Annotated in this window: 19 protein-coding genes; 8 read left to right on the top strand and 11 right to left on the bottom strand. The window is 67.7% G+C overall.

Going from position 1 to position 21,536, the window contains the following annotated elements; translation table 11 throughout:
• The first annotated feature begins 45 nt into the window (after positions 1–45).
• The gene (locus Q5Z10_RS09705) at positions 46–444 is read left to right on the top strand and encodes a c-type cytochrome (RefSeq protein ID WP_303638875.1); all 399 of its coding nucleotides are present in this window, start codon (positions 46–48) and stop codon (positions 442–444) included.
• A gap of 9 nt (positions 445–453) precedes the next feature.
• A complete protein-coding gene (locus Q5Z10_RS09700; protein ID WP_303638874.1) occupies positions 454–915 on the top strand; it encodes a c-type cytochrome in 462 nt (153 codons plus the stop codon).
• Between the two features lie 266 nt (positions 916–1,181).
• On the opposite strand, the gene Q5Z10_RS09695 is transcribed toward Q5Z10_RS09700, so the two are convergent.
• Both Q5Z10_RS09695 and Q5Z10_RS09690 read right to left on the bottom strand, forming a co-directional pair.
• Positions 1,182–3,065: an ATP-binding cassette domain-containing protein gene (locus tag Q5Z10_RS09695; protein WP_303638873.1), complete on the bottom strand. Its 1,884-nt coding sequence runs from the start codon at positions 3,063–3,065 to the stop codon at positions 1,182–1,184.
• A gap of 208 nt (positions 3,066–3,273) precedes the next feature.
• Positions 3,274–4,149: a LysR family transcriptional regulator gene (locus Q5Z10_RS09690; protein ID WP_303638872.1), complete on the bottom strand. Its 876-nt coding sequence runs from the start codon at positions 4,147–4,149 to the stop codon at positions 3,274–3,276.
• Between the two features lie 103 nt (positions 4,150–4,252).
• Here Q5Z10_RS09690 and Q5Z10_RS09685 point away from each other — a divergent pair, with 103 nt between their 5' ends.
• On the top strand, positions 4,253–5,332 hold the full coding sequence (locus Q5Z10_RS09685) for a YeiH family protein (RefSeq protein ID WP_303638871.1): 1,080 nt from the start codon (positions 4,253–4,255) through the stop codon (positions 5,330–5,332).
• Positions 5,333–5,423: 91 nt separating this feature from the next.
• Positions 5,424–6,800 carry an ATP-dependent RNA helicase DbpA gene (gene dbpA, locus Q5Z10_RS09680; RefSeq protein WP_303638870.1) on the top strand — a complete coding sequence of 459 codons (1,377 nt, stop codon included), beginning with the start codon at positions 5,424–5,426 and terminating at the stop codon, positions 6,798–6,800.
• Between the two features lie 79 nt (positions 6,801–6,879).
• Here dbpA and Q5Z10_RS09675 read toward each other — a convergent pair whose 3' ends face one another.
• The 4 genes from Q5Z10_RS09675 to Q5Z10_RS09660 form a co-directional block, all read right to left on the bottom strand.
• Positions 6,880–7,416 (bottom strand): adenine phosphoribosyltransferase, encoded by a 537-nt coding sequence (locus Q5Z10_RS09675; RefSeq protein ID WP_303638869.1) that lies wholly within the window; start codon positions 7,414–7,416, stop codon positions 6,880–6,882.
• 260 nt (positions 7,417–7,676) lie between these two features.
• Positions 7,677–9,242 carry a protein adenylyltransferase SelO gene (locus tag Q5Z10_RS09670; protein WP_303638868.1) on the bottom strand — a complete coding sequence of 522 codons (1,566 nt, stop codon included), beginning with the start codon at positions 9,240–9,242 and terminating at the stop codon, positions 7,677–7,679.
• 31 nt (positions 9,243–9,273) lie between these two features.
• Positions 9,274–9,963, bottom strand: a complete 690-nt coding sequence (locus Q5Z10_RS09665) for a glutathione S-transferase (protein ID WP_303638867.1) — start codon at positions 9,961–9,963, stop codon at positions 9,274–9,276.
• A 143-nt stretch (positions 9,964–10,106) separates the two neighbouring features.
• Positions 10,107–10,316 carry a cold-shock protein gene (locus tag Q5Z10_RS09660; RefSeq protein WP_025875108.1) on the bottom strand — a complete coding sequence of 70 codons (210 nt, stop codon included), beginning with the start codon at positions 10,314–10,316 and terminating at the stop codon, positions 10,107–10,109.
• A gap of 304 nt (positions 10,317–10,620) precedes the next feature.
• Between Q5Z10_RS09660 and Q5Z10_RS09655 the strand changes: the two genes are divergently transcribed.
• Positions 10,621–11,109, top strand: coding sequence for a YaiI/YqxD family protein (locus tag Q5Z10_RS09655; RefSeq protein ID WP_303638866.1), 489 nt, complete (start codon positions 10,621–10,623; stop codon positions 11,107–11,109).
• Positions 11,110–11,130: 21 nt separating this feature from the next.
• On the opposite strand, the gene Q5Z10_RS09650 is transcribed toward Q5Z10_RS09655, so the two are convergent.
• Entirely contained in the window at positions 11,131–12,006 is an 876-nt protein-coding gene (locus Q5Z10_RS09650) for a pseudouridine synthase (RefSeq protein WP_303638865.1), read from the bottom strand.
• Positions 12,007–12,213: 207 nt separating this feature from the next.
• Here Q5Z10_RS09650 and Q5Z10_RS09645 point away from each other — a divergent pair, with 207 nt between their 5' ends.
• The 3 genes from Q5Z10_RS09645 (at position 12,214) to Q5Z10_RS09635 (ending at position 16,104) form a co-directional block, all read left to right on the top strand.
• On the top strand, positions 12,214–12,762 hold the full coding sequence (locus tag Q5Z10_RS09645; RefSeq protein WP_303638864.1) for a YaeQ family protein: 549 nt from the start codon (positions 12,214–12,216) through the stop codon (positions 12,760–12,762).
• Positions 12,759–13,943: a BaiN/RdsA family NAD(P)/FAD-dependent oxidoreductase gene (locus Q5Z10_RS09640; RefSeq protein ID WP_303638863.1), complete on the top strand. Its 1,185-nt coding sequence runs from the start codon at positions 12,759–12,761 to the stop codon at positions 13,941–13,943. Before Q5Z10_RS09645 ends, Q5Z10_RS09640 begins: the two co-directional genes overlap by 4 nt.
• A 91-nt stretch (positions 13,944–14,034) precedes the next feature.
• The gene (locus Q5Z10_RS09635; protein ID WP_303638862.1) at positions 14,035–16,104 is read left to right on the top strand and encodes a GGDEF/EAL domain-containing response regulator; all 2,070 of its coding nucleotides are present in this window, start codon (positions 14,035–14,037) and stop codon (positions 16,102–16,104) included.
• Positions 16,105–16,213: 109 nt separating this feature from the next.
• Here Q5Z10_RS09635 and fabV read toward each other — a convergent pair whose 3' ends face one another.
• The 4 genes from fabV to yajC all read right to left on the bottom strand — a co-directional run bounded on the left by fabV (position 16,214) and on the right by yajC (position 21,472).
• A complete protein-coding gene (gene fabV, locus Q5Z10_RS09630; RefSeq protein ID WP_303638861.1) occupies positions 16,214–17,473 on the bottom strand; it encodes an enoyl-ACP reductase FabV in 1,260 nt (419 codons plus the stop codon).
• 740 nt (positions 17,474–18,213) lie between these two features.
• Positions 18,214–19,194, bottom strand: a complete 981-nt coding sequence (gene secF / locus Q5Z10_RS09625; protein ID WP_303638860.1) for a protein translocase subunit SecF — start codon at positions 19,192–19,194, stop codon at positions 18,214–18,216.
• A gap of 15 nt (positions 19,195–19,209) precedes the next feature.
• Positions 19,210–21,066, bottom strand: coding sequence for a protein translocase subunit SecD (gene secD, locus Q5Z10_RS09620; RefSeq protein ID WP_303638859.1), 1,857 nt, complete (start codon positions 21,064–21,066; stop codon positions 19,210–19,212).
• A 61-nt stretch (positions 21,067–21,127) separates the two neighbouring features.
• A complete protein-coding gene (gene yajC / locus Q5Z10_RS09615) occupies positions 21,128–21,472 on the bottom strand; it encodes a preprotein translocase subunit YajC (RefSeq protein WP_057498089.1) in 345 nt (114 codons plus the stop codon).
• Between the last annotated feature and the right edge of the window lie 64 nt (positions 21,473–21,536).

Below are 21,536 nucleotides of genomic sequence, written 5' to 3'. Positions count from 1 at the left end.
ACCCCACGCCGGAACGACCAGACCCGAATCCCCGGAAACGACACCATGCGCCCGCAGCCGCTCGCCGCTTGTCTCGCTCTGGCCGTCCTCCTGCCCTTTGGGGCCGCCGCACAGCCCGCTCCCGCTCCTGCAGCACCCGCACCGGCCCCGGCTCCTGCCGCGACGCCGGCGCCCGCCGCGCCCGCCGCGCCCGCCGGCAGTTTCGACAATGGCCGGGTCCTGGCCTACACCTGCCAGGGCTGCCACGGCATCACCGGTTACAAGAACGCCTACCCCAGTTACCGGGTACCGAAGATCGGTGGCCAGAGCCAGCAGTACCTGACCCAGGCCCTGACCGAGTATCGGCAGGGCAAGCGCCGGCATCCGACGATGCAGGCGCAGTCGATGAGTTTCAGCGAACAGGAGATCGCCGATCTCGCTGTTTACCTGTCCACCGTCAAGTAAGGCCCGCCCATGTCGAAAGCCGCGCATCCACTGCGTCATGCCATCGCCCTGTCCGTTGCCCTGCTGCTGGCGGCCTGCTCGCAATCGCAGGTGGAAAGCAGTGAAAAATCAGCCGGCGACCCCGGTCACGCCAGTGGTGAACACGGCTCTTCTTCCTCGGCCGGCCTGCCGCCGGGCCGCGAGGCCGCCGGTGAAGCGCGGGCCAAGGTGAAGGGCAAGGCGACCAACCAGAGCTGCATCGATTGCCACGGTGCCGACGGCAACGCGCCGATCGACCCGACCTACCCCAAGCTGGGCGGCCAGTATGGCGACTACCTGGCGCACGCGCTGCAGGCATACCGGGCAGGCGACCGCCAGCATGCGTTGATGACACCGCAGGCGACGGACCTGAGCGACCAGGACATCGCCGATCTCGCCGCGTACTTCGGCAGCCGGCCGAGCCAGCTGCGGGATCTGCACGGGGTCAAATAGGATCAGGGCGCACGGGCGCCCTTGCATTCCCGGTAGCGCCGGGCCGTGCCCGGCGGAACAGCCAAGGCGCCGCGCTGCGCGCTCGCGGGGCATGGCCCCGCGCTACCGCATTCCGGGTCATGTGCGGTGCGGTGGCCGCATTCCGGGTCATGTGCGGTGCGGCGGCCACGCATTCCCGGTAGCGCCGGGCCGTGCCCGGCGGAACCGCCAAGGCGCCGCGCTGTGCGCTCGCGGGGCATGGCCCCGCGCTACCCTCTTGTGGCCGCTCAGCCTTCCAGCTCTTCCCAGCGCGCGTACGCGGCATCCAACTCGGCCTGCACCTTGGCCAGCTGCTGGGTATGCGCGGTCACTTCGGCGCTGGTGCGGGTATAGAACGACGGGTCGTTCATCGCTGCGGTCAGCCCTTCGACATCGCCTTCCAGCTTTTCGATGGTCTTCGGCAGCTGCTCCAGTTCGCGTGCCTCCTTGTAGGCCAGCTTGCGCTTGGGCGCGGCCGCAGGAGCCGCAGCCGTGACAGCCGGTGCGGCCGCCGCGGGCTTGGCCGCCGGGGCCGCGGCAGGCGCCGCGATGCTGGCCGCATAACGCTGCCAGTCGCTGTAGCCGCCCACGTACTCGCCGATCACGCCGTCGCCTTCCATCACCAGCGTGGAAGTCACCACGTTGTCGATGAAGTCACGATCATGGCTGACCAGCAGCAAGGTGCCGGTGTACTCGCCCAGCAGCTCTTCCAGCAGCTCCAGGGTTTCCACATCGAGGTCGTTGGTCGGTTCGTCCATCACCAGCAGGTTGGACGGCTGCGCGAACAGCTTGGCCAGCAGCAGGCGGTTGCGCTCGCCACCGGACAGCCGGGTGATCGGCGCACGCGCGCGCTCCGGGGTGAACATGAAGTCCTGCAGGTACGCGTGGACGTGCTTGCGCTTGCCGTTGAATTCGAGGAAATCACGGCCTTCGGCCACGTTCTCGATCGCACTCCAGTCTTCGCGCAGCACGGCACGGTACTGGTCGAAATAGGCGATCTGCAGGTTGGTGCCTGCGTTGACCTCGCCCTTCTGCGGCTGCAGTTCGCCCAGCAGCAGCTTCAACAGCGTGGTCTTGCCGCTGCCGTTGGGACCGATCAGACCGATGCGGTCGCCGCGCATGATCGTGGTGGTGAAGTCACGGACCATGGTGCGCTCGCCGAAGGCGAACGAAATGTCCTTGACGTCGATGACCTTCTTGCCGGAGCTGACGCCCTGCGCAGCTTCCATCTTGACGTTGCCGCTGAGGTCACGACGCTGCGAGCGCTCCACGCGCATCGCCTTCAGGCGACGCACGCGGCCTTCGTCGCGGGTACGCCGGGCCTTGATGCCCTGGCGGATCCAGACCTCTTCCTGTGCCAGCAGCTTGTCGAAACGCGCGTTCTCCTGTGCCTGCGCGTTCAGGCGCTCTTCGCGGCGGCGCTCGTAATTGGCCCAGTCGCCCGGCCAGCTGGTGACCTGGCCGCGGTCGATCTCGACGATGCGGGTGGCCAGCGCGCGCAGGAAGCGGCGGTCATGGGTGACGAACACCACGCTGCCGCTCCAGCCCTTCAGGAACGCTTCGAGCCAGTCGATGGCCTCGATGTCCAGGTGGTTGGTCGGTTCGTCCAGCAGCAGCACATCCGGGCTGGAGACCAGTGCACGGGCCAGCAGCACGCGGCGCTTCATGCCGCCGGACAGGCGGCCGAACTCGGCCTCGCCATCCAGGTCGAGCTTGGTCAGGGTTTCGCTGACGCGCTGGTCCAGGCCCCAGCCGTTGGCAGCGTCGATCTTGGCCTGCACGTTGCCGAGCGCTTCGCCATCGAACACCTCGGCGTGGCTGAGATGGTGGAATTCGGCCAGCCATTGGCCCAGTTCACCGAGGCCATCGGCGACCACGTCGAACACCGAGCCGGCCGCGCCATGCGGCACTTCCTGCTCCAGGCGGGTAACGCGCACGCCCTGCTGCACGCGGACTTCGCCGTCATCGGGCTTGTGGTCGCCGGACAGCAGCTTGAGCAGGGTGGATTTGCCGGCGCCGTTGCGGCCGATCAGGGCGATGCGTTCACCCGGTTCGATCGACAGTTCGGCTTTTTCCAGCAACAACGGGCCGCCGACGCTGAAGTCGACGTTCTGCAGAGTAATCAGAGGCATGTGGCTATTGTACGGGTTGGGGAGGTCGGCCGGGTTGCAGCCGGCACCCGCAGAGGCAACGGCCGAAGCAACAGCCGAAGCGGCTTACGGTGGCAGGCGGGTCGGCGCGGGTGGGTGTCGACCCTGGTCGACACGGTAGATCGACGCCATGCGTGGATGAGCGCCGCAGGAAGTGTCGATGGAGGGAATCCACGCGGAACCGGATGGGCTACCCCACCTCCCCCAACAACGCCTGCAACCCCGGCAGCCATTGCTTGCCCGGGTGGCGTACCAGCCACAGGGTGCGTTGCAGGGCGGGCAGCGGGGTCTCGAGCACGCGCAGGCGGCCCAGGGCCAGCGGCTCTTCCAGCGCATGACGCGACAGGCAGGCCAGGCCGAGGCCGGCGATGGCGGCCTGCTTGATGGCTTCGGTATTGCCCAGCTGCAGGGTCTGGGCGAATCCGCGCAGGTGCGGCAGCAAGGCCTGCTCTACGGCCTCGCGGGTGCCCGAACCGGGCTCACGCAGCAGCCAGCGTGCGCCACGAAGTTCATCCAGCGTCCAGCGCGGGGGCTCATCCGCAGCCGCCACGATCACCAGCGGGTCCTGCTGCCAGGCCGTGACCTGCAGGCCGCGTTCGTGGCACGGGCCTTCGATCAGCCCTGCGTCCACGTCCAGCCGCTGCACGGCGGCGACCACGCCGGCGCTGTTGTCGATGCGCAGGTCGACCTCGGCCTGTGGCGCCCGCCGCAGCAGCTCGGCGATGCGCGGCGGCAGCAGGTAGTTGCCGATGGTGGTGCTGGCGGCCAGTACAAGCCGCAGCGGCGCGCCCTGCGCCAGGTCTCCCCCCGCAGCCAGATGGCGCTCCAGGTCGGCGGCGTTGACCAGCAGCGCGCGCGCCGGCTCCAGCAGCGCCCGGCCATGACCATTGAGGACCAGCCGGCGACCGATGCGGTCGAACAGTGGGGTGCCAAAGTGCGCCTCCAGCTCCTGCAGGGCGGCACTGCTGGCCGACTGCGAGAGGGCGATGGCCTGACCGGCGGCCGTGGTGCTGCCATGGTCGGCGATGGCGACGAAGACCTGCAGCTGGCGCAATGTCAGGCGCATGGCAATTACCCGCTTATCAGGTAGTTTTCACCCATATTATTCGTTTTACAGGTCATGTGCACGGGCGCAGGCTTGCATCGTCACCCCAAGCCCTCCTCCCGCCATGAACGCCCCCGCTCTCTCCCCCTGGTCCCTGCCCGCCCTGCGCCAGCGCTGGCAGCCGCGCCTGCCCGGCCTGCTGCTGGTCGGCCTGGTGGCGGCCGCATCGCTGTACCTGGCCGAGCTGCCCTGGCTGCAGGCACATGGCCTGAGCGCGCTGACCGTGGCGATCGTTGCCGGCATCGTGGTCGGCAACACCTTCTACCCGCGGCTGGCACCGGGCAGCACGGCCGGCGTCGGCTTTTCCAAGCACTGGCTGCTGCGCGCCGGCATCGTGCTGTACGGCCTGCGCCTGACCTTCCAGGACATCGGCCAGGTCGGCGTCACCGGCGTGCTGATGGACGCGCTGGTGGTCGCCAGCACTTTTGGACTGGCCTGCTGGCTGGGCATGCGTGTGTTCCGGATGGAGCGCGAGGCCGCCATGCTGATCGGTGCCGGCAGCGCGATCTGCGGTGCGGCGGCGGTGATGGCCGCCGAACCGGTGGTGCGTGGCCGCGCGGCGCAGGTCACCGTCGCGGTCTCTACGGTGGTGGTGTTCGGCACGCTGGCGATGTTCCTGTATCCGGCGCTGTATGCACTGGTGCAGTCGCACGGCTGGCTGGCGATGGACGCGCGGCAGTACGGCCTGTTCACCGGTGCGACGGTGCATGAAGTGGCACAGGTGGTGGCGGCCGGCCGCGCGGTCAACGAAGCGGCGGCCGACACGGCGGTGATCACCAAGATGGTGCGGGTGATGCTGCTGGCACCGTTCCTGGTCGCGCTGTCACTGTGGCTGGCGCGTGGCGGCAAGGCCAGCGCTGACAGCAGCAGGCCGCGCATCGTGGTGCCGTGGTTCGCCTTCGGTTTCGTGGCGGTGGCCGGGTTCAACTCGCTGCACCTGCTGCCGGCCGGCCTGCAGGCCGGGCTGGTGCAACTGGATACGGTGCTGCTGGCGATGGCGATGGCCGCGCTGGGGCTGACCACGCACGTCTCGGCGCTGCGCCAGGCCGGGTTGAAGCCGCTGCTGCTGGCGCTGATCCTGTTCGCCTGGCTGCTGTTCGGTGGCCTGGCCATCCATCAGGCGGTGCTGGCGCTGCTGGGCTGAGGGACAGGCAGCGTCGCCGTGGCAGCTCCACGCCCTGCGTGGAGGAAGAGCGCCGCAGCGGGACCTGCCTTGTGGACGGGTACAATGCGCCATGACTGACTTTTCGACCCTGCCGCTGAGCCCGGCCCTGCAGCCCGGCCTGGATGCCCTCGGCTACACCACCCTCACGCCGATCCAGGCGCAGAGCCTGCCCGCCATTCTCGATGGCCGCGATGTGATCGCGCAGGCGCCCACCGGCAGCGGCAAGACCGCTGCGTTCGGCCTGGGCCTGCTGCAGAGCATCGACCCCAGCCTGATCCGCGTGCAGGCACTGGTGCTGTGCCCGACCCGCGAGCTGGCCGACCAGGTCGCCAAGCAGATCCGCAAGCTGGCCACCGGCATTCCCAACCTGAAGCTGTTGCTGCTGGTCGGCGGTGTGCCGCTGGGCCCGCAGCTGGCATCACTGGAAGGCCACGATCCGCATGTGGTGGTCGGCACGCCCGGCCGCGTGCAGGAACTGGCCCGCAAGCGCGCGCTGAACCTGGGCGCGGTGCGTACGCTGGTGCTGGATGAGGCAGACCGCATGCTCGACATGGGGTTCGAAGAACCCATCCGCGAAATCGCCGGGCGCACCCACCGCGATCGGCAGAGCCTGCTGTTCTCGGCCACCTTCCCCGACAGCATCCGCGCGATGGCCCGCGACCTGCTCCGCGATGCGCTGGAAGTGACCGTGGACGGCGCGGACCAGGCGCCGGCCATCCGCCACCTGTTCTGCGAAGTCGAACCGGCACACCGGCAGAAGGCACTGGCCGGCCTGCTGCTGAAGTACACGCCCGAATCGGCGGTGGTGTTCTGCAACACCCGCAAGGACGTGGACGAAGTGGCCAACTCCCTGCAGCAGTTCGGCTTCTCCGCACTCGCCCTGCATGGCGACATGGAACAGCGCGATCGCGAAGAGGTGCTGCTGCGCCTGGCCAACCGCAGCTGCAACGTGCTGGTTGCCAGCGACGTCGCCGCACGCGGGCTGGACGTGGAAGAGCTGGCCGCGGTGATCAACTACGAGCTGCCGACCGACGTCGAGAGCTACCAGCACCGCGTGGGGCGTACCGGCCGTGCCGGCGCCAGCGGCCTGGCGATCAGCCTGGTGGCGGGCCGCGAGAAAAGCCGCGCCGAGGCCATCGAAGCACAGCGTGGTGAAGCGCTGGACTGGCAGAAGACCCCGCTGGCGACCTCGCGCCCGGCCGAACTGCCGCAGGCGGCAATGCGCACCCTGCGCATCGATGGCGGCAAGACCGACAAGCTGCGCGCCGGTGACATCCTCGGAGCGCTGACCGGCGATGCCGGCCTGTCGGGCAAGCACATCGGCAAGATCGCGATCTTCCCGACCCGCTCCTACGTGGCGATCGCCCGCGAGCAGGCCAACAAGGCCGTGGCAAAGCTGGAGGCCGGCAAGATCAAGGGCCGTCGTTTCCGCGTGCGGATGATGTAACCGCCAGGGCATCGGCCGGGCATGGCCCGGCGCTACCTGCATGCCGTGGGTAGCGCCGGGCCCTGCCCGGCGACGAGGTTCAGAACACCAGCTCGGTGTGCAGCGGCAGATCCGCGTCCCAGCGGCCACGGCCACCCAGGCCATCGAGTTCGACCAGCACGCCGGCGCCGACCACCTGCACGCCCAGCCGGCGCACCAGCGACAGCGCGGCCACCAGGGTACCGCCGGTGGCCAGCACGTCATCGATGAGCGCCACGCGCGCACCGGCCGGCAGCGCATCGGCATGCACCTCGATGCAGTCGCTGCGGTACTCCAGGGTGTATTCCTCGCGCAGCACCTTGCCCGGCAGCTTGCCCGGCTTGCGCACCGGCACGAAGCCCACGCCCAGCTCCAGCGCCATCGCAGCGCCCAGGATGAAGCCCCGCGATTCGATGCCGACGATGGCGTCCAGCTGCTGCCCGCGCCAACGATCGGCCATCGCCGTGATCGCGCCGCGGAAGTCCTCGCGGTGAGCCAGCAGCGGCATGATGTCCTTGAACAGGATGCCCGGCTTGGGGAAGTCAGCGATGTCGCGCAGGCGCGAGGCCCACTGCGGAGCGACGATGGCGTCGGTCATGGCGATTCGGTTGTCTGATGGCGGCATAGGGTACCCGTTCCCGGCGCCGCCTGCCTGATAAGGGGTAACGGCCGGGATGCGCCCGCCTCCCGCAGAGGCGACCGCGCAGGCATTGAACGAAAAGCACCCGCGCAGGCCGTCGATCTCGCCGGCCCCATCCCACCATCAGCGCGGATCTGTCGATGGCGGGGATCGGCAATCCAGAGCCGCTTTGGCGTTGGCCGCAGCCTCGCGGGTACAGGGCCCAGCCCTGGCGGGCGCTAGGAACTGCAGGACAGCATCGAGCAGCCGGCGCGGTTGTCAGCCCACGCCGGGCGCTTGCCGGCGAAGTGCTCCAGCCCGGCGCGTTCGGTGTACGGATCGCGCAGCACCTCCTGCAGCACACGCACTCCCTCCATGTCGCCCTGCTCGGCACGATCGATGGCTTCCTGGGCCAGCCAGTTGCGCAGGACGTACAGCGGATTGGCCGCGGCCATCTTCGTCGCGCGTGCACTGGCCGACAGCGGATCGGCCTGCAACCGCGCCGCGTAGTCCTGCAGCCACTGCTGCAAGGGTGCCTGCACTGCCTGTTGGCGTTCGGCGTCGTAGTACACCGCGTCCAGCACCGCACGCTCCGGCGCTGCGGGATCGATGCGCATCAGCGCACGCCAGGCCAGGGTCATGTCCATCGCGCCGTCCTGCATCAGCTGCTGCCAGCGCTGGTACAGCTGCAGGTCGGCGTCATCGGCAGCGGCCAGGCCGAGCTTGGCAGCGGCGTCGCGACGGGTGCAGGCCACGAAGGTGGCCTGGTAGGCGGCCAGCCCCGCCTGCAGTGGCGCCACGTCGGCGAACAGCGGCGACAGCGCCTGTGCAAGCCGGTTGAGGTTCCAGTACGCCACCTGCGGCTGGGTGCCGAAGCGGTAGCGGCGGCCCTGCGCATCGGTGGTGTTGGGCGTCCAGTCCGGATCGAAATCCTCCACCCAGCCATACGGACCGTAGTCGAGCGTGAGGCCGAGCACGGACAGGTTGTCGGTGTTCATCACCCCGTGCACGAAGCCCACGCGCATCCAGTGCGCGATCATCTCAGCGGTCCGCACCGCGACCTGCGCGAACCAGTCGCCGTACAGCGCCTCACCCTGCCCCTGCAGCTCCGGGAAATCCCGGGCGATGCACGCATCGACCAGCTGCTGCAGCAGTGCGGTCTCACCGCGCGAAGCGGGCAGCTCGAACGAACCGAAGCGCAGGAACGACGGAGAGACCCGGCAGACCACCGCGCCCGGCTCGGCGCGGGGATGCCCGTCGTAGAACATGTCTCGCACCACGTCCTCGCCGGTACCGACCAGCGACAGGGCGCGCGTGGTCGGCACGCCCAGATGATGCATGGCTTCGCTGCACAGGAATTCGCGGATGGACGAGCGCAGCACCGCGCGCCCGTCGGCGCCACGCGAGTATGGCGTCGGCCCGGCTCCCTTCAGCTGCAGCTCCCAGTGCCGGCCATCGGCGGCGACCAGTTCGCCCAGCGAGATCGCGCGCCCATCGCCGAGCTGCCCTGCCCAGTGACCGAACTGATGCCCGCCGTAGTTGGCCGCCCACGGCTGCATGCCCGCGTACAGCGCATTGCCGCCGAACACCTGGGCGAAATCATCGCTGGCCACGTCGGCGTCATCAAAGCCCAGCAGCGCAGCCACGTCGGGCGACCAAGCGAGCAGCGCGGGTGCCGCCACCGGGGTCGGCATCACCGCCGACCAGGCCGCGCCCAGCACCTCGCGGCGGCGCGGACCGGCTTCGGGATCGCCCGGCAGCAGGCTCAGCAGGCGGTTGTCGAAACGGGGGGCGGCAGTATCCATGGGCACAGGATGGGGGCGGCCACCGCGATCCTCAATCGCCGCGCAGGGCCTGCAGCGCGCCGCCCTGTGCCTCCGCGCGCTGGTAGGCAGGCCGTTCGCCGATGCGCTTGAGGAAGCCGCGCAGCGCCGGCCTGTCGTCCAGGCCGCGCCCACGGGCCGCCGCCGCCTGGATCGGGAAACTCATTTGGATATCCGCCGCGGTGAAGCGTTCGCCGGCGAACCACGGGCTTTCGGCCAGGCGACGCTCCATCCAGTCCAGGTGCAGGCGCCGCTGCGGACCGACAAACCCGCGCTCGGCCTTGTCGGCGATGCTGCGGGCGATCGGACGCGCGAAGAACGGCATCGGCGCGCTGCGGATGCGGCCCATCACCAGGGTCAGCAGCATCGGCGGCATCGCCGAGCCTTCGGCGTAATGCAGCCAGTAGCGGTAGTCGATGCGCTCGGCAGCATCGGCCGGTACCGGCGGTGGCGACAGCTGGCGCTGCAGGTCGTAGCGGTCGGCAAGATAGTCGAGGATGGCCCCCGATTCGGCCAGGATCAGCTCGCCATCCTGCAGCACCGGCGCCTTGCCCAGCGCGTGCACCTGGCGCAGCTCCGGCGGCGCGAGGAGCGTCTTAGGGTCGCGCGGGTAGCGCCGCAGTTCGTAGTCCAGGCCCAGTTCTTCCAGCATCCACAGCACGCGCAGCGAACGGGAGTTTTCCAGATGATGGACGATGCGCATGAGGGGTTCCGCAGCAGGGGGAGCGTGATGGTAACGCGGACCGCTGCATGGCCCCTGTCGAGTCGCGCGCGAAATGACGGGCAACAAAAAACGCCGGGAGCTTGCGCTCCCGGCGTTCTGGCTACCCAGCGGTAGCAGACGGATTAGACCGCCTGCACCTGGTCAGCCTGCATACCCTTCTGACCCTGGACGGCGACGAAGGTAACCTTCTGGCCTTCCTGCAGGGTCTTGAAGCCGGTGCCCTGGATCGCGCGGAAATGCACGAACAGGTCCGGGCCGCTTTCCGGGGTGATGAAGCCGAAGCCCTTGGCGTCGTTGAACCACTTGACGGTGCCGGTCTGACGATCAGACATAGTTACTAACTCCTGAAACACATGTTGAAAAAAATCGCAGCCACCGGGTATCGGGGCCGAGACTGAGTTGCAGGCGTTGGTAAAGCGGATCGATGAGCGGATCGTGAGATCAACTGCACCAGGCCACGATTCACGGTGACCCTAGCAAACACAGTGGGTCGAACGATACGCGTGTTTTGTGCAAAAAGCGATAGCCCTGATATTCAGCGGCAATGCCCGGCCCGCTAGGCGCGACAAGGGCTTTCAGCGGATCGGGGCTAAACCCGAGTCCCCATTCAGGTTTTTCCTACCCTACACTGGGTGGATGACTGAAGCTGAAACCCAAGCTGAACCCGCCTCTCCCCGCATCTGGGTCGATGCCGACGCCTGCCCTGTTGTTATTCGCGACATCCTGTTCCGGGCAGCTGAACGGGTCGGAGTGGAACTGACCCTGGTCGCCAACCAATGGATCCGCACCCCACCCTCGCGCTGGCTGCGCTCGATCCAGGTGCCGCAGGGCCTGGACGTGGCCGACAGCGCGATTGTCGAGCGGGTCGCAGCCGGTGACCTGGTGGTTACCCAGGACATCCCGCTGGCCGCCCTGGTGCTGGAAAAGAAGGCGGTGGCCCTGAACCCGCGTGGCCAGCTGTACACCCCCGACAACATGGCCGAACGCCTGTCGATGCGCAATTTCATGGAGGAGCTGCGGGGTGCCGGCGTGCAGACCGGGGGGCCACCGCCGCTGGGCGCACGCGACCGCCAGCTGTTCGCCGCCGAGCTGGACCGCTGGCTGGCGCGCCGCCCTGCCCGCTGACCGCCGCTACCCTCGGGGCCGCTAGCCGGGGAGGTGCAGCGCCTGCGCACTGCTGAAGCCGCGCCGCTGTCCGCTCAACGGGTCGTCGAAGGCCAGCGCCTGCGCCAGCAGTTGCAGCGGTTGCGGGTTCGCGCAGGGGTCCGGTCCGCCCTGCAGCACCTGCGGATACAGATCGTCCCCCAGGATCGGCGCGCCCAGCATCGCCATATGCACGCGCAGCTGGTGCTTGCGCCCCGTCTCCGGTGTCAGCCGGTAGCGCCAGATGGGGCCGTCTGCCTCGATCACCTCGATCACCGTCCGTGCGTTGGCGTCACCGGCGGCTTCGGTCATGCGGAAGAACGGCTCCCCCGGCTGCAACCGGCTGTGCCGCTGCAATGGAAAGCGGAGTGCCGGCAATGCGGGTGCCAGCGCCTGGTAGGTTTTTTCGATGCGGCGCTCGCGGAACAGGCGCTGATAGGCATCGCGCGATGCCGGTTGCGTCGAGAACAACACCAGCCCGGCCGTGAGCCGGTCCAACCGGTGCAGGGGCACCAGATCCGTGTTTCCGGTGCGGGCAACCAGGCGTGCCAGCAGCGTCTGCTGGACGAATCGGCCGGCAGGCGTGACCGGCAGGAAGTGGGGCTTGTCGGCCACCAGCAGGTGCTCGTCCTGGTAGAGGATGGACTCGGCCGCGGCGATCACCGGCTCATCGGCAACTTCGCGGAAGTACTGGATCTCCAGCCCGACCTGCCACGGCATGGCCGCTGCCAGCACCCGCCCCTCCGCATCCAGCACCCGGCCACGCACGAAGCGGCTCTCCCACTGTGCACGGTCGATGCGGGGAAAACGCGCGCACAGCCCGTCCAGCAGCGTGCTCCAGTCGCCGGGCGGCAACTGCAGACGACTGGGCGCGGTCATGCGCTGCGGCCGCCGGCCCGGACGAACCGGCAGCGGAAGGGGGCAGCGTCGCCGTGGCGGCGTGGGCGGGAACGGAACATGCGGCAGGCGCCTGCGGGGTCGTCAAGGCTGGCAGGGTGCCATCGATCACGCCCGGCAGACACCCCTGCACCGGACACCCCGAGGGCAAACCTCTATCATTGACGGTCTTTACCCCCCTGGATCTTCATGGCCCTCACCGCCACCATCCGCAAGGCCGAACTGCAGATCAGCGACATGGACCGCGGTTACTACGCGACCCACAACCTGACCCTGGCCCAGCATCCGTCCGAGACCGACGAACGCCTGATGGTGCGTCTGCTTGCCTTTGCCCTGAACGCGGGCGACCGCCTGGAATTCGGCCGCGGCCTGAGCACCGACGACGAGCCGGACCTGTGGGAACACGACTACACCGGCGACATCCTGCAGTGGATCGATCTGGGTCATCCGGACGAGTCACGCATCCGCAAGGCGAGCAACCGCAGCCGCCAGGTGCAGGTGGTGAACTATGGCGGCAACGCCTCGGACATCTGGTGGCAGAAGCAGGGCAAGGGGCTGGCCCGCTTCGACAACCTGTCGGTACTGCAGCTGGACGGTGACTTCGTCGAACGCTGGGGCCAGCAGATCCAGCGCGCGATGCGCTGGAGCGTGCTGATCCAGGACGGCGAAGTGCAGCTGCTCAACGATGATATGCAGCTTGACGTCATCCCCGACTGGCGCAAGCGCGCGAAGGCATGAGCACGATCCGCAGCGACGTGCTGGTGATCGGCGCCGGCGCGGCCGGGCTGATGACCGCCATCACCGCCGGCCAGCGCGGTCGCCAGGTGCAGGTGATCGACCACGCCAACAAGATCGGCAAGAAGATCCTGATGTCCGGTGGCGGGCGCTGCAACTTCACCAATACCGGCACCACCCCGGCCAACTTCCTGTCGGCCAACCCGCACTTCTGCAAGTCGGCGCTGGCGCGCTACTCGCCGTATCACTTCATCGAGATGGTCGAGCGGCACAGCATCGCCTATCACGAAAAGGAACTGGGCCAGCTGTTCTGCGATATCTCATCCAAGCAGATCGTCAGGATGCTGGTCGACGAGTGCCAGCAGGCCGGGGTGCAGATACGCACCCAGTGCAGCGTCGAACGCATCGAACACGCCAGCGATGGCTTCCGCGTGCACACCACGCACGGCCTGTTCCACTGTGCATCGCTGGTGGTGGCCACCGGTGGCCTGTCCATTCCCAGCCTGGGCGCCACCGGCTTCGGCTATGAGATCGCGCGCCAGTTCGGCCACCAGGTACTGCCCACCCGCGCCGGGCTGGTGCCGCTGACCCTCAGCGGCACCCACCAGGAGCGGCTGGCCGAGCTCAGCGGCGTCGCCCTGCCGGTGGAAGCCAGCTGCAATGGCACGCAGTTCCGCAACTTCATGCTGCTGACCCACCGCGGCGTGAGCGGACCGGCGATCCTGCAGATCTCTTCGTACTGGCAACCCGGCGACGCCCTCACCCTGGACCTGCTGCCCGGGCAGGATGCCGGCGAGTGGCTGCGCCGGATGAAACGCGAGCGCCCCGCCGCCGAGCTGCGCACGGTGCTGGCCGAGGTGCTGCCCAAGCGCCTGGCCCAACGCCTGTGCGAGCACTGGCTGCCGGACCGGCCGGTGCGCCAGCTGGACGAGCCGGACCTGCGCAGGGCCGCGCAGCTGCTGGCGGAATTCCCGCTGGTCGCCAGCGGGACCGAAGGCTACCGCACCGCCGAGGTGACCCTGGGCGGCGTCGATACCGCCGAGGTTTCCTCGGCAACGCTGGAATCCAAGCGCGTGCCCGGCCTGCATTTCGTGGGTGAAGTGCTGGACGTGACCGGCTGGCTGGGCGGCTACAACTTCCAGTGGGCCTGGGCCAGCGGCCACGCCGCCGGCAGCGTGGTGTGAACCGCATCGCCGTTCCGGGCACGCAGGTGGTGCGCACATGGACGCGCCGACGTGCATCGTGTATCTAGATTTGCAGATTGGGGAGCAGTGCATGCAGAACGCGAACGACATCACCATCCGCCTGCTGATCGTCGATGACAGCGGCGAGAACGCCGAAGCCATCGTCAGCACCCTGCGCAACAGCGGCATCGCCGTGCGCCCCTGGCGCCCGCAGGATTCGGCCGAACTGTCGCAGGTGCTGTCCAGCCAGGCGATCGATCTGGTACTGGCCGGTCCGTCGCAGGGCCTGCCGCTGCCGTTGGTGGCCCAGCACATCGCCGCCAGCGGCAAGGACATTCCGTTGGTGCTGCTGGCCGAGCGCATCGACGAGGACGAACTGGTGCAGGCCAGCAGCAACGGCATCCGTGCCCTCGCCCTGCGCCAGCGCCCCGAGCACCTGCTGGCCGTGGTCCGCGACCAGTGGGTCGACCTGCAGGCGCGCCGCGGCCTGCGCCGGATCGAGGCGCAGATGCGCGAGACCGAGCGCCGCTGCGATGCGCTGATCGCCTCCTCGCGCGACCCGATCGCCTACGTGCACGAGGGCATGCACATCCGCGCCAACGATGCCTATCTGGAAATGTTCGGCTACGAGGATTTCGAGGACGTCGAAGGCATCTCGCTGCTGGACATGGTTGCTGCCCAGCACGTGGACGACTTCAAGCAGCTGCTGAAATCACTCAGCCGCGGCGAAGCGCCGCCACCGCAGTACCAGCTCGATGCGCGCCACCAGGACGGCAGTGCCTTTCCGGCGACGATGGAGTTCACCGCCGCCACCTACGAGGGCGAGTCCTGCCTGCAGGTGGTGTTCCGCCGCCGCATGGAATTCGACCCGGAGCTGGCGCGCGAGGTCGAGGACCTGCGCCAGCGCGACCAGGTGACCGGCCTGCTCAACCGCCCCACGTTCATGCTGCAGGTCGAGGATGCCGTGGCCCAGGCCGGCCGCAGCGAGGGCCAGTTCGGCCTGCTGATGGTCGAGCCCGACCACTATGCGCGGCTGATTCCGGATATCGGGCTGGCGTCGGCCGACACCCTGATCGGTGCGCTCGCCGCGCTGCTGGCCGAGGTTGCCGGTGACGACGCGCAGCTGGCGCGGTTCGGCGAGCACAGCTTCGCGGTACTGCAGGCCGGCCCCTACGCGCAGACCGTGGCCCTGGCCGAGCGCATCCGCGAGGCCTACGCGGCGCACGTCTTCAGCATCGGCGCACGTTCGGCCACGGTGACGGTCAGCATCGGCGGCGTGCAGGTGGGCGAGAAGATCGCCAGCATCGGCCAGGTGCTGGCCCGTGCCAGCGAATGCACCCAGGCTGCAGCCGCGCTGGGCAACACCTGCCGCATCTTCGATCCGGCGGCGGTCGACCGGGTCGAAGAGGAGCGCGTGCAGCGCTGGGTGGCGCGGATCCGCGAAGCGCTGGACGGCGATGGATTCCAGCTGCACTACCAGCCGGTGCTGAACCTGCAGGGTGAGCCGCTGGAGCTGTACGAGGCGTACCTGCGGCTGGAACACAACGGTGAGCTGCTGAGCCCCACCGCGTTCCTTGGCATTGCAGAAGAGCATGGCCTGCTGGCGGACATCAACCGCTGGGTGGTGTCGCAGGCAATTGCCGTGCTGGGCGCGCGCGCGCGCAGTGGTCATCCCACGCAGGTACTGGTGAAGGTCACCCCGGAGTCCTTCGACGATCCGAAGATGATCGCCACGCTGCGCCAGCAGCTGCAGGCCCACGCTGTGCCCGGCGAGCGGCTGTGGCTGCATGCGCCGGAGGCCAAGGTATTCACCCACCTGCGCAGCGCCCAGCAGTTCCTCGCCGAGGTGGCACCGCTGGGTTGCCGGATCGGCCTGGAGCAGTTCGGTTCGGGCCTGGATTCGTTCCAGCTGCTGGCACACTTCCAGCCGCAGTTCCTCAAGCTCGATCGCGGCTTCACCAGCGACCTGGCCGCAACCCGCGAGAACATCGACCGGATCAGCCAGATCACCGCGCGTGCGCAGGAGGCAGGCATCCGCACCATCGCCGAATTCGTCAGCGACGCCAACTCGATGACCCTGCTGTTCAGTGCCGGCGTGGATTACGTGCAGGGCGATTTCGTCGGGCCGGCAGCACCGGTGATGAACTTCGAGTTCGGCTGACGGTAGCGCCGGGCCATGCCCGGCGGATGGCCGGCAGACCGCTGCGCTCGCCGGGCATGGCCCGGCGCTACCAATGAAGAAGGCCGGCTTGCGCCGGCCTCTTCGTGGATCAGGTCAGATCGACCAGATTGGCGATCCTGACGTCCGGATCGACGTCGGCCTCGTAGTCGACGCCTTCTACGCCGAACCCGAACAGGCGCAGGAAGTCGGCCTTGTAACCGGCCAGGTCGCTGATCTCGTACAGGTTCTCATTGGTCACCTGCGGCCACAGCGCGACCACCTTGCCCTGCACATCGGCGGCCATTTCCTTGTAGTCGGCACGCAGGCGGCCCTCTTCGTCGATGAGCGCGACGGTGTGGCCATCGCCGTCGACCAGGTCGTGGCGCAGGCGATCGACCGCCACGCCGTCGGCCTTGCCGCCGTAGAGGATGTCGTACAGCACGTCCAGCTGCTCGATGCAGCCTTCGTGGGTGCCCTTCTCCTTCATCACCTTGAACAGCAGCGACAGGTACAGCGGCATGGTCGGGATGGCCGAGCTGGCCTGGGTGACCACGGCCTTGAGCACCGACACCCGCGCATCTCCCCCGATCTTGGCCAGCTTCTCGCGCAGGCCCAGCACCTTGTTGTCCAGATCCTTCTTGGCGGCGCCGATCGAGCCGTTCCAGTAGATGGCCTGGGTGATCTCTTCGCCGACATAGGTGAAGGCGGTGGTGGTGCAGCCATTGGCCAGCACGCCGGCATCGGCCAGCGCGTCGATCCACATCTGCCAGTCTTCACCGCCCATCACCGCCACGGTGCCGGCAATTTCCTCGGCGGTCGCCGGCTGCAGATGGGTCTCGGTCAGCACTTCCTTGTCGGTATCCAGGCCACGCAGGGTGATCGGCTCGCCGATCGGCTTCAACGTGGAGCTGATGATCTCGCCGGTCTTGGGGTGCTTGCGGCGCGGCGCAGCCAGGCTGTAGACCACCTGGTCGACCTGGCCGAGGTCGGCCTTGATCATCTCGATGGTCCTGGCCTTCACCTCATCGGAGAAGGCATCGCCGTTGATGCTCTTGGCATACAGGCCGGCGGCATCGGCGTACTTGTGGAACGCGGCCGAGTTGTACCAGCCGGCGGTACCCGGCTTGCTCTCGGTACCCGGGCGTTCGAAGAAGATGCCCAGGGTCGCCGCGCCACTGCCGAAGGCCGCGGTGATGCGTGCGGCCAGGCCATAGCCGGTGGACGCACCGATCACCAGCACGCGCTTGGGACCGTTCTGGATCGGCGGACGCGCGCGGATGTAGTCGATCTGCTGCTTGACGGCGGCGTCGCAGCCGGTCGGATGGGTGGTGACGCAGATGAAGCCGCGGACGCGCGGTTTGATGACCATGGAGACCTCGGGTTGGCAGATGCGGCGCGCAGGGCGCTCAGCAGGAGTACGGGCGCGCGGGCGCGCGCGAACCGCAGGATCGTAGTGCGCGGGGGCCGATTGCACAACCGACGCTGGCGTAGGGTGGAGTTTTCTTTTGCAGGGCTTGCAGCCCTGCACCTGCTTCAAGCCACATCAACGTCAACTTCAGAAGCTGGCTTTCCGTGGGTTGGCGGGGCGGGTCCGGTTGAGGGGGACGCCGTGAATACGTCCCTGTAGGCTCGGTCGCCGCATCCATGCGGCTCACGCCCCCTCAACCGGACCCACCCCGCCTTCGACAGTTCTCCGCGATCTGTCAGAACATGCTGCTGATGGTGGGTACCGACCGTTGGTCGGCACGGGGGCGGATATAGATATCTGACAGAAAAGTCGTGTCGACCAAGGTCGACACCTACCAGAAGCCGCGCGCCCCAGTAGATCCACGCCATGCGTGGATGATTCATTCGATAGCTGACAAATGTGCCGACCAACGGTCGGCACCCACCAACAGCCGCGCGGAACCGGTCTGGGGCAAAGCCCCCTGAGTCAGGGGGCGGCCGCGAAGCGGCGGGGGTCTGGGAGTTGGTAAGTGGGGCCCACGGTTCGCGCAGCGAAGCGTGGGAGCGACAGCGCGCATGCGATGACGCGTACCAGGGCTGCAAGCCCTGCCAACAAAAAACCCCGCTTGCGCGGGGTTCTCTGCGTGAAGCGGCGAACCTCCCTTATGGGCGGCGCGCCAGCGCTTCGACGTCCTTCGCCTTCGGCAGCAGGTCCTGCTTGGTCACCCGCAGCGCACCGATGGTCAGCATCGGCACCGCCACCAGGATCGAGGACAGCACCACGATCACCGCACCGATCATGTGGGTCTCGGCCAGGCCTTCCATCGAGCTGCCACCGTACAGGTACAGGGCAAGCGCCGACAGGAAGAACATCACCGCGGTGATCACCGTACGCGACAGCGTCTGGTTGATCGAACGGTTGAGCACTTCCATCGGCTCCACGCGCAGGCTGCGGAAGTTCTCGCGGACGCGGTCGAACACCACGATGATGTCGTTGATCGCAAAACCCATCACCGACAGCAGGCCGGCCAGCACGGTCAGGTCGAACTCACGGCCCAGCAGCGACACGTAGGCGACCGTCACGATCAGGTCGAACATGGCCACGATGCTGGCGGTGACCGCGAACTTCCACTCGAAGCGGACGGCGATGTAGATCAGGAAGCCGGCCAGCATGAAGATGGTGGCGTACAGGCCATTCATCGCCAGGTCCTTGCCGATCTGCGGGCCGACAAACTCGTTGCGCAGCACGGTGGCCTGGTTGTCGGCGGTGGAAAGGGCCTTCACCACAGCCGCAGCGGTAGCCTTGTCCTCGGCGGCGGCAGCACCGGTGCCCGGGGCATGCTCGCCGTGCGGGGCCAGGCGGATCAGCAGGTCGGTGTTGCCACCCACGCTCTGCACCTGGGCTCCTTCGAAGCCATTCTGCTCCAGCTTGGTACGGACCTGCTCGACGTCCACCGCCTTGTCGAAGCGGGCTTCGATCAGGGTGCCGCCGGTGAAGTCCAGCGCGTAGTTGAAGCCCTTGACGCCGATGATCGCGATCGAGGCCAGGAACACCACGATGGTGACTGCCATGGCGACATGGCGCCAGCGCATGAAGTCGATCTTGGTGTCGTTCGGGAGGATGTGCAGCGGAAACAGTTTCATGTGCGTGTCGTCCCGTCAGATGGCCACGTTCTGGAGCTTCTTGCGACGGCCGTAGATCAGCGTCGCCAGCGCACGCGATACGGTGATCGCGGTGAACATGGAGGCGAAAATACCGATGATCATGGTCAGCGCGAAGCCCTTCAGCGGACCGGTACCGAATGCGAACAGCGCCACACCGACGATCAGGCCGGTCAGGTTGGCGTCGAGAATGGTGCCCGATGCACGTTCGTAACCGGTCACGATCGCGGTCTTGCCCGGCACGCCGGCACGCAGCTCTTCACGGATACGTTCGTTGATCAGCACGTTGGCGTCGACCGACAGACCGACCGACAACGCCAGGCCGGCGAAGCCCGGCAGGGTCATGGTCGCGCCGAACAGCGACATCACCGCCACCACGATCAGCAGGTTGAACAGCATCGCCACCGAGGTGATCAGACCGAACATGCGGTAGTAGATGCTGAAGAACACCAGGGTGAACATGAAGGCATACACCACCGCGGTGATGCCGTTCTTGACGTTCTCGGCACCCAGGCTCGGGCCGACCACGCGTTCTTCGACGAAGTCCATCGGCGCAGCCAGCGAACCCGACTTCAGCAGCTTGGCCAGGTCCTCGGCTTCCTTCTTCTGCAGGCCGGTGGTCTGGAAGTTCTTGCCGAACACGCCGTTGATGTTGGCCACCGAGATCACTTCCTCGTTGACCTTGAAGCCACGCACTTCCTGGCCATCAACGATGGTCACGGTCGGCACGCGCTCGGTGTACACCACCGCCATCGGCTTGTTCACGTTGGCGCTGGTGAAGTCGAACATGCGCTGGCCGCCGACGTTGTTCAGCGTCACGCTGACCGCCGGGGTGCCGGTGGTGGGATCGTTCACCGCCTGTGCGGCCACCATCTGGTCACCGGTGACGATCACGCGCTTGTTCAGCAGCACCGGACCACCGCCGTCACGACGCTGGTACACCTTCGCTTCCGGCGGGATGCGGCCCGACGCGATGGCGTCCTGCGCGTTGCCATCCACCACCGCGCGGTATTCCAGGGTGGCGGTGGCACCGATCATGCGCTTGGCTTCGGCGGTGTCCTGCACACCCGGCAGCTGCACGACCACGCGGTCGGCACCCTGGCGCTGGATGATCGGCTCGGCCACGCCGAGCTGGTTCACGCGGTTGCGCAGGGTGTTGATGTTCTGCTCGATCGCGCCATTGGCGATCTGGGTGATCTCGGCTTCCGGAATGGAGACCGTGATGCGGCTGCCGCTGACGTCGTAGCCCAGGGTCGGCTGCGCCTTGGCCAGTGCGGCGCGGGCGCGGGTACCGGCATCTTCGCCGGCCGACGGGCTGAGGTTGGCCACGATGGTGTTGTCAGCGCGACGCTCGACCGACTGGTAGGCGATCCGCGCATCACGCAGGGTGCTGCGCACGTCTTCGGTGTAGGCGTCCAGTCGCTTGTCCAGCGCAGCCTTCTGGTCGACCTGCAGCACGAAGTGCACGCCGCCCTGCAGGTCCAGGCCCAGTACCATCGGCCGCCCGCCGAGATTGGCCAGCCAGTCCGGCACGGTCGACGCCAGGTTCAGCGCGACGGTGTAGTTCTCGCCCACGCTGTCACGCAGCTCATCACTGGCGGCGGACTGCGACTTCAGGTCCGACAGGCGGACGATCAGGCTGTCCCCTTCCTTCTCTGCGCCGATCGTGGTGACACCGGCCTTGTTCAGCTCGGCCAGCACACGGTCGCGCAGCGCATCGTCGATCTGCCCGCCACGGTTGGCGGTGATCTGGATGGCCGGGTCCTTCTGGTAGATGTTGGGCAGCGCGTACAGCGTGCTGAGCGCGAGTACGATCAGGATGACGACGTACTTCCAGCGTGGAAATTCGAGCATTGCTTGGGTCCCGCGCGGCGCCATCCCCGGCGCCGCGGTTGTGCTTCGGAAAGGGAGTGGCTTACTGGGCCGACTTCAGGGTACCGGCCGGCAGCACGTTGCCGACAGCGCCCTTCTGCACGCGGATGCGCACGTTGTCGGCCACTTCGATGGTGATGAAGTTGTCGCCGATGTCGGTGACCACGCCGGCGATACCACCGTTGGTCAGCACTTCGTCGCCGCGCTTGATCTTCTCCAGCATGGCCTTGTGCTCCTTCTGCCGCTTCATCTGCGGGCGGATCATCAGGAAGTACATGATGGCGATCAGGATGATCGGGAACAGCAGCGTGGTCAGGCCCATGCCCTGCGGTTGGCCGCCGGCGGCCTGGGCGTGGGCGGCGGGAATCAGGAAAGCAAGCAGGTTCATCGTTGGTCCTTTGGTTGGGCGGCGCTCCCGCTCGTTCACGGGCGGGGGTGTCGACCGCGGATCT

Origin of the sequence: Stenotrophomonas sp. 704A1, from assembly GCF_030549525.1 — a bacterium.
GTDB lineage: Bacteria > Pseudomonadota > Gammaproteobacteria > Xanthomonadales > Xanthomonadaceae > Stenotrophomonas > Stenotrophomonas tuberculopleuritidis.
This window is presented reverse-complemented; position numbering and strand designations above follow the sequence as displayed.